At 48.8% G+C, this 17,268-nt stretch carries 10 protein-coding genes; 1 reads left to right on the top strand and 9 read right to left on the bottom strand.

The window, feature by feature from the left end; translation table 11 throughout:
- Window positions 1-36: 36 nt before the first annotated feature.
- A complete protein-coding gene (locus tag ACU52_RS04565; RefSeq protein WP_053397920.1) occupies window positions 37-1,002 on the top strand; it encodes a glycoside hydrolase family 43 protein in 966 nt (321 codons plus the stop codon).
- Between the two features lie 323 nt (window positions 1,003-1,325).
- On the opposite strand, the gene ACU52_RS15015 is transcribed toward ACU52_RS04565, so the two are convergent.
- The 9 genes from ACU52_RS15015 to ACU52_RS04525 form a co-directional block, all read right to left on the bottom strand.
- Complete coding sequence (locus tag ACU52_RS15015; protein ID WP_156316884.1) at window positions 1,326-1,469, bottom strand: hypothetical protein; 144 nt, start codon at window positions 1,467-1,469, stop codon at window positions 1,326-1,328.
- Window positions 1,470-1,516: 47 nt separating this feature from the next.
- Window positions 1,517-2,026, bottom strand: coding sequence for an RNA polymerase sigma factor (locus ACU52_RS04560; protein ID WP_053397919.1), 510 nt, complete (start codon window positions 2,024-2,026; stop codon window positions 1,517-1,519).
- Window positions 2,027-2,159: 133 nt separating this feature from the next.
- Window positions 2,160-5,231, bottom strand: coding sequence for a DUF6298 domain-containing protein (locus ACU52_RS04555; protein ID WP_053397918.1), 3,072 nt, complete (start codon window positions 5,229-5,231; stop codon window positions 2,160-2,162).
- 602 nt (window positions 5,232-5,833) lie between these two features.
- Window positions 5,834-7,246 (bottom strand): threonine/serine exporter family protein, encoded by a 1,413-nt coding sequence (locus ACU52_RS04550; RefSeq protein WP_021853761.1) that lies wholly within the window; start codon window positions 7,244-7,246, stop codon window positions 5,834-5,836.
- A gap of 455 nt (window positions 7,247-7,701) precedes the next feature.
- On the bottom strand, window positions 7,702-9,894 hold the full coding sequence (locus ACU52_RS04545; RefSeq protein ID WP_053397917.1) for a RagB/SusD family nutrient uptake outer membrane protein: 2,193 nt from the start codon (window positions 9,892-9,894) through the stop codon (window positions 7,702-7,704).
- Window positions 9,895-9,925: 31 nt separating this feature from the next.
- Complete coding sequence (locus ACU52_RS04540) at window positions 9,926-13,255, bottom strand: SusC/RagA family TonB-linked outer membrane protein (protein WP_053397916.1); 3,330 nt, start codon at window positions 13,253-13,255, stop codon at window positions 9,926-9,928.
- A gap of 29 nt (window positions 13,256-13,284) precedes the next feature.
- A complete protein-coding gene (locus ACU52_RS04535; protein WP_082335164.1) occupies window positions 13,285-14,736 on the bottom strand; it encodes a DUF4992 family lipoprotein in 1,452 nt (483 codons plus the stop codon).
- 583 nt (window positions 14,737-15,319) lie between these two features.
- Complete coding sequence (locus ACU52_RS04530; RefSeq protein WP_147630769.1) at window positions 15,320-16,249, bottom strand: hypothetical protein; 930 nt, start codon at window positions 16,247-16,249, stop codon at window positions 15,320-15,322.
- Between the two features lie 459 nt (window positions 16,250-16,708).
- Window positions 16,709-16,897, bottom strand: coding sequence for a hypothetical protein (locus ACU52_RS04525; protein ID WP_147630768.1), 189 nt, complete (start codon window positions 16,895-16,897; stop codon window positions 16,709-16,711).
- Window positions 16,898-17,268: the final 371 nt, after the last annotated feature.

The following is a 17,268-nucleotide window of genomic DNA, read 5'->3' as shown; positions in this document are numbered from 1 at the left end:
TAAATTAAATAGAAACAACTTTTAAAATTAATAATCATGAAAAAAGCAAGATATCTTTTCCCGTCTGATTATATGGCAGACCCGTCTGTACATGTGTTTAACGACAAACTGTATATTTATCCGTCTCACGACTGGGATTCAGGTGCTGCGTTTGATGACGACGGCGGTCATTTCGAAATGAAAGACTATCATGCGCTCACGCTCACTGATATTGAGAACGAAGAGGCTACCGACTGTGGCAAGATTCTCGACCTGCAGGATATTCCATGGGCAGGCAGACAGCTGTGGGACAATGATGTCGTTGAGAAAGACGGTAAGTATTATCTTATCTTCAGCGCAAAGGACAAGAACGATGTGTTCCACCTTGGAGTGGCTGTTGCTGACAGACCGGAAGGTCCGTTTAAGCCGCAGGCCGACCACATTCGCGGATCTTACTCGATAGACCCTTGTGTCTTCAAGGATGATGACGGCTCTATTTATGTATATTTCGGCGGACTTTGGGGCGGACAGCTTCAGCGCTATAAGGACAACAAGGCCATGGGCAAGGAGTATCTGCCCGAAGGAGATGAGCCTGCATTGCCGTCAAGAGTGGTTAAGATGACCGATGACGTGCTGCAGTTTGCCGAAGAGCCGAAGCCCGTGCTTGTGGTTGACGAAAACGGCAAGCCGCTTGCTGCCTCTGATCCTCACCGCTTCTTTGAGGCTTCATGGATGCACAAGTTCAATGGTAAGTATTATTTCTCTTATTCAACCGGCGACAGCCACCTGCTGTGTTATGCCGTTGGCGATAACCCTTATGGTCCGTTTACATACAAGGGGGTGGTTCTTGAGCCGGTGGTAGGCTGGACAACTCACCATTCTATTGTTGAATATAAAGGCAAATGGTATCTGTTCCATCACGACTGTGTGCCCTCTAACGACGTTACATGGCTAAGAAGTCTGAAGGTGCTTGAGCTTGATGTCAACGAAGAAGGCGAAATAAAGACAGCAAAAAGCGAATAATCAGGTGTCTGACTAAGCCTGATTTGTATTAGATTATATCAATTATTCTGGCAGGGCCGCAGTGTTGCGGTCCTGTTTTTTATATATGTACGGTTTTGCTTCAGGTACGTTTCGTTTGCAGTGCCGGTTATGCTGCAATGCCTTCTTTTGGGCTTTTACATACAGGATATGCTGCGGTTGATGTATGCGAAAATAGATAGGCGTGCTAAAAATGCGTTGTAATAAATAATGGTAAAAATAAGTCTTTTTGATAACGAACGGCCGCAGAAATCATAAGATTTGCGGCCGTTCTCGTTTGCTATTATAAAAAAGTGTATTATGCGTTAAAGCTCTTTCAGCTGTAAAATAGTCAATAGAGTTCTCTCTTTGAGTTCTTTTTTCTCCATCTCTGTAAGAGGGGGAATGTTAAATCTGTTGCCTGACAGAATCCTGTCAACCATTGTTTTAATGTTCTGTTTTTTTGCCATCTTATATTATTTTATAATATGACGGCAAGCAGTTTGTTTTGTACTCTTTATACAGCCTCATTTCTTGCTGCTAAAAAACGCAATCTTAGCAGACTTCTGTGCATGAGGTTACGCACCGACTGATAGTTTATGCCCATAATCTGGCAGATATCGTCATATTTGCGCTGCTCAATATAGTAGAGCTTTATTATCTGCTGCTGCCTGGGCGACAGGCATTTAACATATTCTGTAAGGGTGCTGTTCTTTTTCTGCTCTTCTTCGATGCGCTCCATGTCGTATGTCTCGCTGTCGAAGAGCGGCTTGACATTGTTATCGTTAATCTCGTTGTCGCAGACATGAGTGTTGTGTCTGAACTCGTCGTTGATTCTGTTCCTTAATGATACATACAGATACGACTCAATGTTGATCACAGATTCAAGTTCACCGCGTTTGGTGTACAACTTGACAAAGACGTCCTGTATGCAGTCTTTAATCATTTCGCGGTCGGAGGTGAATTTGGTTCCGAATGCGAAAAGGTTATCAATTGTTTTGTCGTAAAGTTCGGTAAAGTTAATCATAGGTTTTCTCGTTCTTTTGCTGCAAAATTAGTGATGAACGGCTTAAAAGAATGGGAAAAATTGATTTATAAATACGAAAAACAGGTATTGACGTGTAAAATCAACACCTGTTATCAGTAAATTCTATGATTTCTTATAATCTTTCCAGCCAGTAGGCTGTGTCTTTGGCTTTACCGCTTATTGTGTATGTGCCTGAAATTTTTTCGCTCTTCTTCACAGTTTTTACCAGTCCGCTTTTCGTGTCGACGGCATGCAGTGTGTATTTTCCGTTCTCAACGTTGAGCGTAATGTCGCCTTCGCCATGGGCATATATCACATATCCAACGGCGGGGTTGCCTATCACCTGAGCGGCTGAGTTGCCTTCGCCGCTGATGTAGCTCATCTTTGTCAGGTCGGTCAGCAGTTTGTCGCTGCCTATGGCCACGTTTGGACAAGAGCCTCCGGCCATGAGGATGGCCCAGCCATACTGCGGATATTGCTGCGAGAAGAATGTTACGGCCTTTTCGGGATACTTTGTGCGGTATTCCTTCACGGCATTATATGCCTCGGCAAATCCAGTCTTGCCTACCTTCATCTTGCGCATGAACTGTCGCGGAGCAAGGTTCTTGCCTGCCTCTGGCGCCCAAAGTCCCTTCGTGTTGTAGTGCCAGTATCTTATGTCGATGATGTCTACCACCTTCGACAGCTCCGGATCGGCAAGTATGGCGTCCTGGGCGTCCTTCGTGCAGCTCAGCGCCACCATAGGATGCAGGCCTGTCTCTTTTTCCCATTCGGCTATTGTCTCGAGCCAGAAGCGTGTGAAGTGCAGCGGACCTGTATATTCCTCGCTCAGCAGCTGCACCACGTTGCCTTTGTCCTTGAGGTTGTCGAGACACTGACGGATGTACTGCTTGTGCAGCGGTCGCAGTATGGGGTTGTTGATGTCGTAGAACTGCTCGGCCATGAATATGCGCTTGTCGCCTGTGAAAGGCACAGGTTCGGGAAAGTCGGTGCCGTTGACATTGTTCACCGGACGCCACGGACAGTCTACCCAGTGGGCTCCTGCCTCGAGTATGTTGTGCTGAAAATAGTTCTGGTTGAACAGCAGTATGCCTTTCTCTGCACCTTTTTCGGCAAACTCGTTGAGTCGCATCCAGTACCATTGGTTAGGCTTTGTAAGGTCGTAGCAGCTCAGCCCGTCCCATGCGGTGCCTTGTCCTGTACGGCTGAAAGCCTGCTCGTAGAACGGAGCCCAAACGTCGCCGTCGGCACGGCGCACGCGCTCATGGTCAGTGCGGCGCAGGTCATACCACAGTCCGTAGTGGTGGTCTAAGATGCAGAAGTTGTTTTTGTCGAGATATGTCACCACAGAGTCTATGCGGTCGGTCCAGCCGGTTCCCTCGCGTCCCGGCACGAAGCGTGTTATGGCAGGGCGTGCGCCTTTCTTCACGAAGTTGTCCTTCACGCGTCCGGCCCACCATGGTATCTGGTAATTGTTGCCCGTTATCAGCTTGCCGTCGGCAGTGATGTGGCCGTTCTCAATTGCAAATTTCATGGCTTTGCCGCCATTTTCAGCCACGTCATACTTGCTTCCTTTCACGCTCTCTATGTCTTTCACGCCTTTGGCCGATGTGCTTGCTGTGTAGGGCACAGAGTCTATCCACATCTCCATAGTCAGTCTTGGCTGTGTCAGTGACACCTGTGCCATGATCTGCGCCTGTGCAATCTCAGGACTGCTCGATGCGTTGGTGTTTCTGGGCAGTATGTATCCGTTTATGGCTTCTTTGCCCATGCGCTTCTCGAGCTGTGCGTAGAAGAGGCTGCGCGGCTGCACGTGGTCGTTGCTGCTTGTCCATTCGGCGTTGCCTGTCAGCGTGCCCCAGCATCCGTGTGCGCTGTTGCGGTTGTCGCTGTCGGGCGAATAGCAGTAGAGAGTTGAGCCTGTACACTGCCACATCATGCTGTTGGCCGTGTTCCAGCCCGTTCCAAACTGGAACTGCTCAAGATTCTTGAAGCTTATGTCGTTGCCGTCGATGTTCACAATGTCAAACAGCAGTCCGGCTGCCCATGAGCCAATGCTTCCGCTGAAGCCCAAAGAGTTTTCGCCCTCACACTGTACAAAGGCGTTGGGGCCTGCAGCACAGAAGCCTGCCGCAAAGTCGTGTATGCCCTGGCGCGACACGCAGCGCTGTATCAGGGTCTGCTGTCCGCGTGTTATGAACACGCATCTGCGCCATCCTCCTGTCTCCGACACGGGCTCGCCTGCAATGCAGTCTTCAACCGTTATGCGGCTTGTCTGCTTCTGCAAATTTACTGCGCTGCCTGCGAAGTGCCTGAATTCTACACGTCTTACCCAGCAGTCGCGCGCATTGTCGGCCCAAATCGCGTCCCAGCAGTGGTCCTCGTCCTTAGGGTTCCATGAGTTGTGTTCCGACATGAGAGTAAGGTTCTCAACGCCACATTCGCTTATCTCCGCGCTGTTATATCCCGTAACAACGAAGCCCCCGCCGTATTTCTTGTCGAGCGTGGTGGTTATCGGCGCGTCGAGCGTTATGCTGTTGCCGTTTACGGCGCTGACGGTTCTGTCCCATGTTATGTCGATGTCGGTGGGTTTCCATCCGGTGTAGTCGAGTCCTCCGCCGAAGTCGTTACAGCAGAGCGACGCTATCCATTCCTTTGTCGACGGCCTTACAATTCTTATACGGCTGCCTTTCTGCATCTTGGCGGCAGATGTCAGCGTCAGCGTAGTGGCTCCGGCCATTGTCTTTCCGCCTGCAACGGCAATGGTGTCGCCTCCAGTCATCTTCATTCCGCCCTCGATATAGAGCAGTGCACCTCTGTCATAGCCCTGCTTTATTATGGTGGTCTTGCCGCGTCCGGCACCTCTTATCACCACTCCCGATGTGCTTATGCGCAGCGGTTTGCTTATTCTGAAAGTGCCTTCGCCCAGCAGTACGGCTCCGCGGTGGCCGTTCTTGTCGGGTTTCAGTGCCGACACGTAGTTGATGGCGCGCTGCAGTCTCTCGTAGCAGTCGGCCCCGTCGCTGCCCACGAAGACAGCGTTTCGTACATCCGGAATGGCTATTTCAGACGCATGATATCCGCATGCCGAATAGTCCATCGGAATGTAAACCTCTTTTTTTGCCTTGCCTGCCATGGCCTTAACTGTGCACAATCCGGCTATCAGCAGAATGGCAAGGCAGCGGCTTGTTAGATTTTTTTTCATATCAGATTGACAAATTGTTTGTTTCAGTAATTACCTATACTTACAAAACGACGCGTATGTTTTTTTATTGTACTTATTATTCTGTGCCAATTTTTTTCTTTTAACCCAAATCTGTCATAGAGATTTGGCAGGATTTTTTCGTTTAATATGATGTGGATGGCCGACGGATTTTTCGTAGGTATGGCTGTTTACATCAAGAACAGACGTACGGCAATCCGGCAGAAAGAGTAACATACCCGGCAGAAAGCATCAGTCTGCTTATAAAATCAGACTGTATTCGGCCTGCGGGGCGATTCGCGTTTAGGCTTGCAGCAGACCTCATTATCCAGCCGCGGCTGCCATTGTTGGGCCCTATCAGTGGGTTATGGCTGAGACTGATTGTACTTATGTCGTAATCTCTTGATATTCAATGCGTTGCAAAATGCCGTCTTTTGGCCTCTAAAAGATGCCCTTTTACAACGCAAAAGGTGCCCTTTCGCAGTGCAAAAGGACACCTTTTATATTTTCATCAGCCCCGGCCTTTCTTTATATGTTGCAGAAACTGTCATGCCGGGTCGTCTTTCAGGCCTTCCGTGCAGTCTCTGTGGCCGCTGAGTCAGAGGTTATTTCATGTGTTCAAGGTCGACAAACTTGCCTCTCACTTTGCGCTCGGCTATCATCTTTATCAGTTTCTTATGGCGTTCAGGTGCAATCCATTTGCGTGCAAATATGTTAGGAATGGCCACGCCGATGGCTATGCAGAGAATAATCAGTGACGCCCTTATGCCGTTATGTATGGCGATGGTAAGCTCGCCGACCACTCCGTGCATTTCTATCAGTGCAAAGAGAGCCCTGTACATGAGCACGCCCGGCACCATAGGGATGACACTCGGGATTGACAGGCAGTGGTGAGGCGTGTGGAATATGTGAACGGCCTTTATGCAGATGATACTTATGAGCGACGAGCCTATGAGCGAGCCAAGGATGAGGCCCCAGTCGAGTCCCACGTTGCCGTTGCTCGGTCCGAGGTTCACGAAGTTACGCGTGCATACGGCTATTATGCCTCCTATGGCCACCACCCAGAGCAGACGCCGCGGTATGTTGAATATCATAGAGAAGCCCATGGCCGATATGGCTGCCGCCACGGCATAGGCCAGATAGCTGTTGTGTGGCGTCATGCTGAGGTCTTTCACAAAGTTGTCTATGCCGCACACCTTGATGGCTATTACTATGCCGAACGACATGGCCGCCACTATCATGAGCGTGTTGACGGCCCGTGTTATGCCTATGCTGATGTGGCTGTCGAGCATGTCGCTCACAAAGTTTATCAGCGGTACGCCCGGAACGATGAACAGGGCACAGGCCATGAGCGGATGCCAAGGTGTGTCGCTGTGTGTGAAGGGTATCAGTGCCGACGGTATGTGCGACTCAATTACCGGCAGCGAGATGTATGCTGACAGGCATGCCAGCAGTGTGGAGAAAAATGCTGCAAAGGCAATGTTGACGTATTCGTTGGAGCCTGTCGAGTTGAGCCATGCTCTAAGGCGGAAGCCTGCTATGGCTGCTATCGAAGAATAGATAAACGCAGGCCAGTCGCAGCCGAACTGAACGCAGAAGCCGCCGCAGGCCAGACCGGCTCCTATGGCTGTGAGCCACGGGCTGTAGTTGCGCTTCTTGTTCTTTATTCTTTCCAGCTCCTTCTCGTATTGGTCGAGGGTATAGTCCTCTTTGATGGCCCTCCACGACAGCTTGCTTATGGCAGATATGGCGTCCATGTTGATGCCGTGCCTGTCGCAGCGCTGAAATTTAGAGAAAGAATGGGTCTTGTCGCTGAGGTTTACCATCAGCATGTTGTAGGTGATGTGAATGTGCAGCTTCTTTTCCGGCAGGCCCAGATATGCCGCCGTGCGGTCCATGTTGCGTATTATGCGGCTGGTGTCTGCCGAACTTTCCATCAATAACTGACCGGTGCGCAGCAGCAGGTCGAGTTTACGGCGTAACACCTCCAGGGAGTCAGACTGCTGAGTTTCTTCCATAATCTTTTTGCCTTTATTTTAATGAAATTTGACGAATAGTCATACCTATGCTCATTTTCAGGGTGCAAAATTACAAAATATCTATGTAATTAAGGCAAAATAGTCTTTTCATAATATACATTTTGTTTTGTCTGCTGGTGTTTTTTGACTTTTGTTACAAGTATGTCATTCTGATTTTGCCGCATCATGGTTTTGATTTGTGCTGATCGGTGCCGCTTAGGTTGTCAGCAAGGGCAGAATTTGCGGTCAAGGGCCGTTGGCTTTCACTCGGTATAAAGTAAATTGCATGCAGAATGCATGAATGTGTCGGTAGGGCGGGGAGTGGTGCTCGCTTACGGTGGGAGTCGGCGTGTCTGCGGCTCGTGTCTGATGTTTCACCGTCAGCCTTGTGTATGGGATATAAAAAAGAGGCATGCCATTTGCGGCATGCCTCTTTTTATATAGATTAGCTATGTTTATTCGTCTGCCAGCGGGTCGAATGTTCCGGCTGAACCTCCGTGCTGACTGTCTTCCCAACCGATGGTCTGCTCCAGAGCCTTGTTGTTGTTCTGTGCTCCCTGTGTCAGTCCGAGGAAGTAGTAGCGAGGCAGGAAGTTCATGTAGAGCTTAACCTTGTTCTGGTCGTAAGAGTCGCCCTTCTTGTCCTTGCGAACGAGGTTGTCGCTGTACCATGTCTTCAGAGTTTCCAGCTGCGGGTTGAGCTCCTTGCGGAGGTCTACTGCTGCACAGCGTGTTCCGCCGTTCTTCAGCAGCGGGTCGCTGTCGGCTGTTGTTCCGCCAACACCATACTTGTCGGCTACGCGGAATTCCATATTCTCACGGCGCTGTCCGTTGAGCTGCTTGAAGCCGAGCCATGTACATGTGTTGCCGCCCCATCCTGTCAGTGTCCATGTTGAAGGCGCACCCTCAACCTTTGTTGCACCACCGTCGTAGAGCATCCAGCGGCGAAGGTCGTCGAAACGCTTGCCCTCGTATGCAAACTCTATCTGGCGCTCATAGAGAATGGCCGACATACATGCAGCCTGGTCTGACTCAAGGTTGCTCTGCAGTCCGTAGTTGTTCTCGCCGGTGTAGCCTGCGCGGGCACGAACCTGCTTCAGATAGCTTACGGCGTCTGTCAGCTCACCTGCACCGCATGCAACCTCAGCAAGGTTGAGCAGCACCTCTGCGTAGCGAAGCTCGATGTAAGGCTGAGCTGAATAAGCAAATCCGCCGTTGCTTGCTGTACCGGTGAAGGTGTACATAGAGTTTGTATTTACATCGTAGTCGTCAGAACGCTTGCGCACGTAAACGCCAGAGCAGTTTGTCAGCAGGTTGTCTGCACCATAGTCGTTTCCGCTCTCAGGGTCGCCCTGGTCGTCGAGGTCTGTATACCATACGTAGTTCCAGAGTTCATAGTTCTTTCCGTCGTCATACAGCGGGTTGTTAGGATCAGCCTCCTGAACGCTGCTGTTGCCGTTGTAAGCCCAGCGGAAGCCGGGGAATGCGAATGTGCGGTAGAAGCGCGGGTCGCGGTTCATGAACGGATGTTCGCGGTCGTATGTCATAGACGAAGCCTCGAGCTTAGTGTAAGTGTCGGCAGAAGCCGGGCGCTTACCGTCAGCCATCGGGAACATGTCTACCAGCATTGCAGAAGCGTTCTTGCCAGAACCTGTTGTGTTCTTCGGACGGATGTAGCGCTCCCAGTTGCTGTTCTTCTGACCGTCGCCGGCCTGTACAGTGTTGTAGAGAGTTACGAACACAGCTTCAGGGTTCTTGTCGCTCTGGTTGAACTGCAGTGCGAAGTCTGAACCGTTTACGTTGTTTGTAGATGTGAACAGACCATAGCCGCAAGAGTTGATAGAGTCGAGCTCGGCCTTCATCTGTGTGTATGCGTTCTTCCAGCGTGTCTCGTCGTTGGCACGGTTGAACAGCGGGCTAGCCCACAGCAGCAGCACACGGCCTTTCAGCGCGAGGGCTGTTCCTGTTGTTACCATACCCCATTCGTCGCTCGACCAGCCGCCGTTCATAGTCTTGTCAGCAAGCATCTTGGCTGATTGGTCAAGGTCGCTGAGGATGAAGTCGATACAAGCCTTTGCTGAACGGCGAGGGTTAACCACACCTTCAACAGGGTCCTGAACCTCAGTTACGATAGGCACACCTCCGTAGTATTTCACGAGGTTATAGTAGCACCATGCACGGAAGAAGTAGAGCTGTCCGAGATATTCGTCCTTCTTCTCCTGTGAGAGGGCGCCGCCTGAGATGCCTTCAATGGCGTCGTTGATGTTGCGGATACGTCCCCATGCGTTGTTCTGAATGTTGTTCGGAGTACCGAAGAAATAGTCAGGAACAGATGTTCCGCTCATTACAGACAGCGGGTTCTGCGGGTCAACGAATGCTCCGAAGCCGCTGTACTCCTCAGTCGACTTTGCCTGAGTGTCGTTGCTTCCTGTAGAAGGATACTGCCATGTGGGGTCGCTGTTCACCGTAGGCAGACACCAGCTGTAAACGTCGTATACACGGCGCAGGCATCCCTCTTCTGTGTCGTAAATTCCTGTATTTACGTTATCGTAGTTCTTTTTTTCCTCAAGGAAGTCATCACTACATGATGTGATGGTCATGCTTGCGATGAGGCCAAGTCCGAACACTTTTATTATATTTGTTTTCATTGATAAAATTCTATTAAACGGTTATATTTTCTTAGAATGTAAGATTTACTCCAACTGTAAACTGACGCAGTGTAGGATAAGAACCGTAGCTGCACATCGGATCCATGAAGTTGTCTGGATAAGGATTATAGAAGCTCAGCAGGTTCTGGCCTGTAACGTTTACGCGGGCTGACTGTATACCGATTTTCTTCACGAGGCTTGACGGAATAGTGTAGGCCAGTGTCAGACGGCTCAGTTTTACTCGTGTTCCGCTTATTCTCCAGAACGATGATGTTATTGCGTTTACGCTCTGGTAAGCGAGGTTAGGCAGGCTTCCGTTGCGGTTGGCAGCTACTACGAGGTTGCCGGCTGCATCGTATATGTCCTGATATGAGTACATGTTGTCAACATTCCAGAATGAAGGCATGTTGGTGAACTCAAGGTCGTCTACGCCTGAGCCTGACTTCAGTGCAGAAGCGTCAACGAAGCTGTATCCACCCCATGAAGCGCTCAGCTGGGCTGTGAGAGAGAATCCCTTGTAGTCGGCGCCGAGGTTCATTGTAACGCTGTAAGGATTGTTGCGGTTAGACAGACATACCTGGTCGTTGTCTTTGTCTACCACGCCGTCAGGTCCTGCGTATGTTCCGTCTTCCTGCTGCGGTCCGCGTACATCCTTATATATAAGCATACCCGGGCGAACCTCGTCTTTGCTCATTCCGAGGTAAGATGTGATGTTGTATTTGTCGAAATACTCCTCAATATCCTGGAATGAACGGAACATGCCGATGCACTGCATACCCCACAGACCGATGTCTGTACGTCCGCCGCGCTGTATCTGACGATAGATATAGTCTGTGGCGAAGTCCATGTTCAGCACCTTGTTGTCGCTGTAGCCTGTGTTGAGGCCGATACGGTATTTGAAGTCCTTGCCGATCTTGTCACGCCATGTAGCGCTCAACTCGTAGCCCCAGCTGTCCATCTCGCCAAGGTTTACTGCTGCCGACTGTGTACCGATTGTTCCCTCGATAGCCTGGCTGATGTTCATCAGCATGTCGCGGTTCCACTCGCGGTACATATCGTAAGTAACGCTCAGACGGTTGTCAAGTACGGTGAAGTCGAGACCGAAGTTGGCTTTGTAAACCTTATCCCAGTGAACATCCTTGTTTACGGCAGAGTTGTTCTTGTTGATGGTTATACGGTTCTCGCTTTCGTTAGAGATGCCTGTACCGAACACCGGACCGCGGTTGGCGTCCTGGGCGTAAACCTGCATCCACTGCCATGCGGCTGTGTTGTCACGTCCTGTCATACCGAATGATCCGCGAACTTTCAGGAAGTCTACCCATGGAAGAGCCTCCTTGAACCATTTTTCTTCAGACATTACCCAACCTGCGCTGAATGACGGGAATACTCCCCAATAGTTTACCGGGGCGAATTTCGTTGAAGCGTCAGAACGGATAAGGAATTCTGCCAGATACTTGTTGGCGTATGCATAGTTGATACGTCCGATGTAAGAGAGAGTTCCTGACTCGCTGCGGGTGAAGGTTATAACCTTTGTCTCGCCCTCAGCTGAGTTTGACTGTCCTGTTGTGAAGGGGTAGGGGTCTGAAACCATGGCATAGAGATACTCGCTCTCTGCTTCTGATTTCTCTATTGAGAATAATGCTCCGATGCTGTGCTCGCCGAAGTCTCTGTTATATGACGCCGTAAAGTTCATCTGGTAGTTGTCTGTACGTGTCATAGAGCGGTTCAGCTGTGACGGGTCACCGTTGGCTATTGTATGGGGCAGCAGGTTCGCCTCTGTGATAAACTGGCTGTAGTCCTGACCTTCTACCGGAGTATACAGGTGGCTTCCGCTTCCGGGGCGTGTCTGCATTGTGTACACTTTGTATTCAGAGCCATACTGGTTGGTCTTGTCTGTGTTGATGCTCTTTGAGTAAGAGAATCTCAGCTTCAGTCCCTTCAGTATCTTGCTCCATCCGAAGTCGTAGTTGATGCTTCCCTGAATGTTGATGTTAGAGTTCATCGTGCGGCTGTAGTCGCCGTTGTTTCTCAGTTCAGAGAATGAGTAGTTCTGGTCATCGTCCACCTGAGTGTTGCTTATTCCGTATGCTGCGATTGGCAGGCCGTTGACATACTCCGGAATATAGCGCGGACGTGTGAGCAGGATGTTGTAGTCTTTTTCGTTAGAAGTACCGCCAACCTTGATGTAAGGTGTGTTCTTCTTTCCGTAGTCGCCTGATACACTGAGGTTTGCACCCAGCCACTGGCTTACCTTAACGTCTACTCCTGCACGGTAGTTCCAGCGGTTGTAGTCAAGGTTGCCGAGGTTACCGTCCTGGTCGAAGTAAGAAAGACTTGCAAAATAGCTTGCACGGTCAGTAGCTCCGCTGAGGTTTACGTTATGCTTCATCGTAACGCCAGTCTCCCAGTATTTGTCCAGCAGGTCGTAGTTGAGGCCCTTCATGGCGTTGAGCTCGTCTGCCTGATAGAGGTCTGTAAGATGGTTGAGCGATGTGTTCTTCGGGTCGGCTGCTGCAACAGCGTTGTAGAGACGGCCATACTCGTATGCGCTCAGCATCTTGGGATGTGATACGGCGTCTGTGAAACCGAATGTACCGCTGTATGAGATGCGCGGTGCGCCGAGCTTACCCTTCTTTGTGGTAACGAGGATAACACCGTTGGCCGCACGTGCACCGTAGACGGCTGCTGAAGCGTCCTTCAGCACAGAGATGCTCTCCACTTCTGCCGGGTCGAGGTTGTTGAATGCCTCTGCACCGAGGTTCTGTGTTGAGTTGCCCACCTTTACGTCGTTGGGATAGATGTATCCGTCGATGACGAACAGAGGCTGCTGTGCCACGCTACCTACGTCGCCGAGCGAGTTGGTGTCACGTATATACATTGTTGCGTTTTCGCCCGGACGGGTGTCGCCGCCGCTTACGCTCAGACCGTTGACAAGTCCTGACAGACTGCTTGCCAGACCGCCTGAGGTCATGTCCTGAATCTCGTCCATCGGAACAGTTGCAACAGAACCGGTCAGGTGAGCCTTCTTCTGCACACCGTAACCTACTACGACAACTTCTTCAAGATTCTGTGAGTCTTCCTGCATTTGTGTTCTTCCGCCGGGAGCAACGGTCTGTGTAAGATATCCGATGTAGGATATTGTCACCTTGCTGCCCTTGGGTGCAGAGATGGTGTAGTTACCATTTATGTCGGTTATCACACCGGTGCCCTCCTTGCCGCTTATGCGGACAGATGCGCCAATGATAGGGTCGCCGTTTTCGTCAACGACTGTACCCTTCACCGTCTGGCTTTGTGCCAGTGCCGGTGTGGCAGCACAAACCATGAGGCCGAAGCATAGAGCTTTTATGAATTTTCTTTTCATATCTTATGTTTTTCTTTTGTTATCGATTATTATTCTGCAGCCGGAAGCCAGCGCGGGTCGCCGGTTCTCTTAGACAGCTGTTCGCCTCCGTTGACAGTGAAGTCGCCGTTTGTCGGGTCTGCAAACTGCGGGTTGCTCTTTATTGCAGTGCCGCTCTTGTCGTAGTTCTCTTCATTGTCATAAGTGTCTGTGGCAGCATCCTGCAGATAAGTGTTGTTAAGGAATGTGTATGACGGGCTTGTGCTGAAGTTACCGCCGATGAAGCGGCGTGCTATTTCCTTGGCACAGTCAACGAATATTGTGTTTGTCAGTACAAATACTGATGTTGCCTTGCCACTGAATCCGCTGTAGTTAGCCCACTGTCCTGATTTTGCGATGTTGTAGAATGTGCTGTTCTTGATGTTTACGCTGTTAGATGTGTATCCGGCACGGTCGCAACGTCCAGAGTTGTTGTATTGTATGAAGTATTTTGCATCAGAGTCGCCGGCGTTCCAGAATGTAGAATTCTGTACGGTCAGATTGTTGATGAATCCTGACTTGAAGTAGATTATGGCATTGCTGCTTACGCCGCTTGATGCTGTAGATGTCAGTTTCACCACAGTGTTGTCAATGACACATGTCTCAATACAATATTTCTTGTTGTTGTCGTGTATAAACTGGGCATTCACTCCTTCAAAGTTACAGCTTGTGATATGCAGCGTACCCATTATGTTGTAGTAGTCGCCGCTGCCTGTTGCGCCTTTTATGCTCTCGTCAGGTGTCTCGCTCAGTCCTATTGCCTCGTTTGCAGATGCGCTGCAGTTAAAGTTGAGGCTCTTCAGTTTCAGAGGAGCTGATGTGCGTATTGTTCCTTGTTCACCATAAGTGATTGTAGGTCTCTTCTGGTCGTTTGTACAGCGCAGCTGTATCTTGTTTCCGCCAAAGTCAAGAATATTAGAAACTGTATACTGTCCGCCTTCCTCAAGGTCGTATACAAGTTCCTCTTCGTTGCCTTCAGGTATAGGGTTGTTCTGGAAGTATTCGCAGAGGTCGCTTCCTGAAGGAATTGTTGCAAATGCAACGGCAAAGGTGTTGAAGCTCTTGATTACAGGGTCGCAGCCTGTGTTGTTTCTTTCCTCGTTGCCGAGAACCTCCAGAGACAGTTCGTAGTTGTTGTCCTCAACACGTGCTACGGCGAATGAAGTGCCGTCGTAGACAGAGTCTACCAATACTTCTCCTGCAGTAGTGTTAGTCAGGATGGCATGATAGCCGCCTGCACCATAGACTACCGGCCAGCTGATGGTCTGTTGTGTTCCATCTGCGCTTGCCGTGATTTGGATGTCGTCTGTTGAAGGAGCCTCAAGCTGTGTGTTGTATACACCGCTGTCGAAGCTTTCTTCGTCGAAACCATCCTGCGCACATGAAGCAAAGAGCAGCACGCCTGCCGCAAGCGACATCAGGGCGTATGCCTTTCTTCGTAGTGAAAAATGATTTTTCTTCATAAGAATGTTTTTATTAATGTTATACAATATAATTAAATTTGTTTTTTCAAGTATGTCTTGCCCATGGCATCAGGGCATATTTTCTCCTTTACAATTCTTTGACGGATATAATAGAAAAATGTAACCAAAATATAATAAAAATAAAACAAAAGGTTGCATTAAACTATTTGTCGCTTTTGTCTCCGGTGTAAACGGCTGATTTATAACGTGATACGTTTCGGATGGTGCATATTTGTCGCATGGCAGACATGGAAATTATATGTTTTTTTTATCCTTCATGTATTAGTTTTTCCGGTTGTGTTTTGATGTCCGCATTAGATATGGCATGCTTCTGCTTGTCCGTTTGCGCCAGTTTTGTGTGTCTGCGGGCATCTCGTCAAAAAGAACAACGGTATGGTGCAGCTGCCGGAGTGGCAAGTCATTAAGAAAAACTGTGATTAGCAGAGTCAGGATTAATCATATTCCCCAAAAGCAAATAATCCTCCTAATGACAGGCGTGCTGTCTTTAGGAAGATTATTTGTGCGTTATGTATAAAAGATGTTTATTGGTTTACGTACGATTCGTACACAATCGTCATCAGGCTTATTTTCTGATGAACTTCTTTCCGTTCTGAATCAGTATGCCCTTTGCATCCTTGCTTACGCGCTGTCCGGCAAGGTTGTATACAGGAGCATCAGCGTCAAATGTGTTGTTTGTTATGTCGTTGATGCCGCTTGTGCCGGCTTCAAATTCAACATCGCTTACACCGATCTGTGCGCTGTGCAGGAACACCATGTAGGTCTGGTCAGCCTTCATATGTATGTTCAGCCATCCCCAGATTGCCTGGCCGCCGCCTTTTGCACCCCAGATATACAGGTCGTCACCTTCTGTTCCCTTTGTAGGAATGCCCATGGTGTAAGCCTTTGTGCCGTCTTCGTTTGTCACGCCGTTCTCATATCCGTCCAGAGTATAGTCTACGTTAGGTGTCAGAGCCTTCTGTGTCTCTTTGTCTACAACGAAGAGCTTGCGGTTACCTTTGTTGATCCATACACCGAGTACGAGAGTTCCTTCAGCCTTAGCCTTGAACTCATAGTATAGTCCTGACACGGGCAGACCCTTGCTTCCGTCCGGCTCGTAGTATTCGTATGCAGGACGGTATGTGCCTGTAGGCTGGCCGTCTGTAATCACTTCTTCTGCCAGAAGCTTAACGTAGGGGTTACCTGTTCCCTGTACGTAAGGAAACTCGATGTCGCCCTGGTTGCCGGTCTTCCATTCTATGGCATTCCATTCTGATACGTTTGCGTCTTTGTCTATTTCTTTAGGAGTAGTGCCGCCTACTGCTGTCATTGTTACATTTGTAAGATCTACGGTAACAACAGATTTGCCGTTCTGAGTGTCGATAACAGCATTCTGGAATTCTTCAGCCATTACTACGTTCTTGTCTGCATCATAAGTTGCAGCAGCATAATAATCCTGAGCGTTTGCGCTCATTGCTGCAAGTGCAACTGCTACTAAAGTAAAAATTTTTTTCATAAGCTAATTTTATTAAGTTAATAGATTTTCTGATGTTTTTCTCTTTAAACGATTACTGATTTGCTTTGTAATCAAAAGCGAAAATGCTATTAACTAAATTTAACTTTCGTGTATCCCGATTATGCGAAACGCCTTTTGCGAAAATGGGCACAGGCGCTTTAACCCTAATCGGCTATCAGCGTTCAGAAACTAAAAGACGGGCTGAAAGCATGAAGACACAAAACAGATAAAATAATGTGAGGTCTAATGGCCAATTGTGCTTAAATGTCAATAAGCGCAGCTCAAATAACGTAGTGACTATCCGAATCTCGCAAATCATTACCCAAATTCATTTCGTCGTTTTTTTATTAGCGCTAAACTGGCGGCCATTGTGATTCGGCAAAATTCTGATACAAAAAACTTATCTTAATAAACTCATCACTCGTCACAATAGCTTTTAATATGCTGATTTACAGCTTGTTAAGTTGTGATGAGTTGCTTTCCGTACTCATCACGCAACAGACCGTTCACCTCGGATGTGATGAGTTGGAAATGCAACTCGTCACACTCTAAAGCCTTGACTACAAGGCTCTTATGCAGCTTTGTGATGAGTGATGAGTTTTTCTTAAAATCTTTTTCATATCTCTTTTCTTTTTTACGTCGTAACATGGCCATGCAGCTTGTAAAAGCTGTCCTTTTACATCGTAAAACACCACGTTTCATCATCTAAAAGCATACCTTTTCCAATGCCGTTTGCCGTCTTTTATGTCCCAACCAGTAATTAATATTCAGCAATGTTAATGCTTTATGTTATTGGTCAGCCTGTGCTTTTGCCTTATCTTAATAGTCTTTCCGTTTGCTTTTTCGCTGGCATAATGGGCTGTGTCAAGAAAAAACGTACGAAAAGACCAGCAAGGATGGCTGAGAGCATAAATCATCTTGTTTAATTAAAATCTATTTGCCTGACGACGAACTGTGGCCATATAATATAAGGTGTATGTATTGCCCGCATACTCTATGCGCCTCGGATCTGCGCCGTA

This window comes from Xylanibacter rarus, assembly GCF_001275135.1.
Taxonomy (GTDB): Bacteria; Bacteroidota; Bacteroidia; order Bacteroidales; family Bacteroidaceae; genus Prevotella; species Prevotella rara.
Note: the sequence above shows the minus strand (reverse complement) of the source record. Positions and strands in the feature narration are given on the sequence as shown.

What these genes read in the sequence shown, in the direction of transcription:
- ACU52_RS04550 (WP_021853761.1), bottom strand. Translation starts at nt 7,246, where the DNA reads ATGGAAGAAACTCAGCAGTCTGACTCCCTGGAGGTGTTACGCCGTAAA.
- ACU52_RS04535 (WP_082335164.1), bottom strand. Translation starts at nt 14,736, where the DNA reads ATGAAGAAAAATCATTTTTCACTACGAAGAAAGGCATACGCCCTGATG.
- ACU52_RS04560 (WP_053397919.1), bottom strand. Translation starts at nt 2,026, where the DNA reads ATGATTAACTTTACCGAACTTTACGACAAAACAATTGATAACCTTTTC.
- ACU52_RS15015 (WP_156316884.1), bottom strand. Translation starts at nt 1,469, where the DNA reads ATGGCAAAAAAACAGAACATTAAAACAATGGTTGACAGGATTCTGTCA.
- ACU52_RS04555 (WP_053397918.1), bottom strand. Translation starts at nt 5,231, where the DNA reads ATGAAAAAAAATCTAACAAGCCGCTGCCTTGCCATTCTGCTGATAGCC.
- ACU52_RS04530 (WP_147630769.1), bottom strand. Translation starts at nt 16,249, where the DNA reads ATGAAAAAAATTTTTACTTTAGTAGCAGTTGCACTTGCAGCAATGAGC.
- ACU52_RS04565 (WP_053397920.1), top strand. Translation starts at nt 37, where the DNA reads ATGAAAAAAGCAAGATATCTTTTCCCGTCTGATTATATGGCAGACCCG.
- ACU52_RS04545 (WP_053397917.1), bottom strand. Translation starts at nt 9,894, where the DNA reads ATGAAAACAAATATAATAAAAGTGTTCGGACTTGGCCTCATCGCAAGC.
- ACU52_RS04540 (WP_053397916.1), bottom strand. Translation starts at nt 13,255, where the DNA reads ATGAAAAGAAAATTCATAAAAGCTCTATGCTTCGGCCTCATGGTTTGT.
- ACU52_RS04525 (WP_147630768.1), bottom strand. Translation starts at nt 16,897, where the DNA reads ATGTTACGACGTAAAAAAGAAAAGAGATATGAAAAAGATTTTAAGAAA.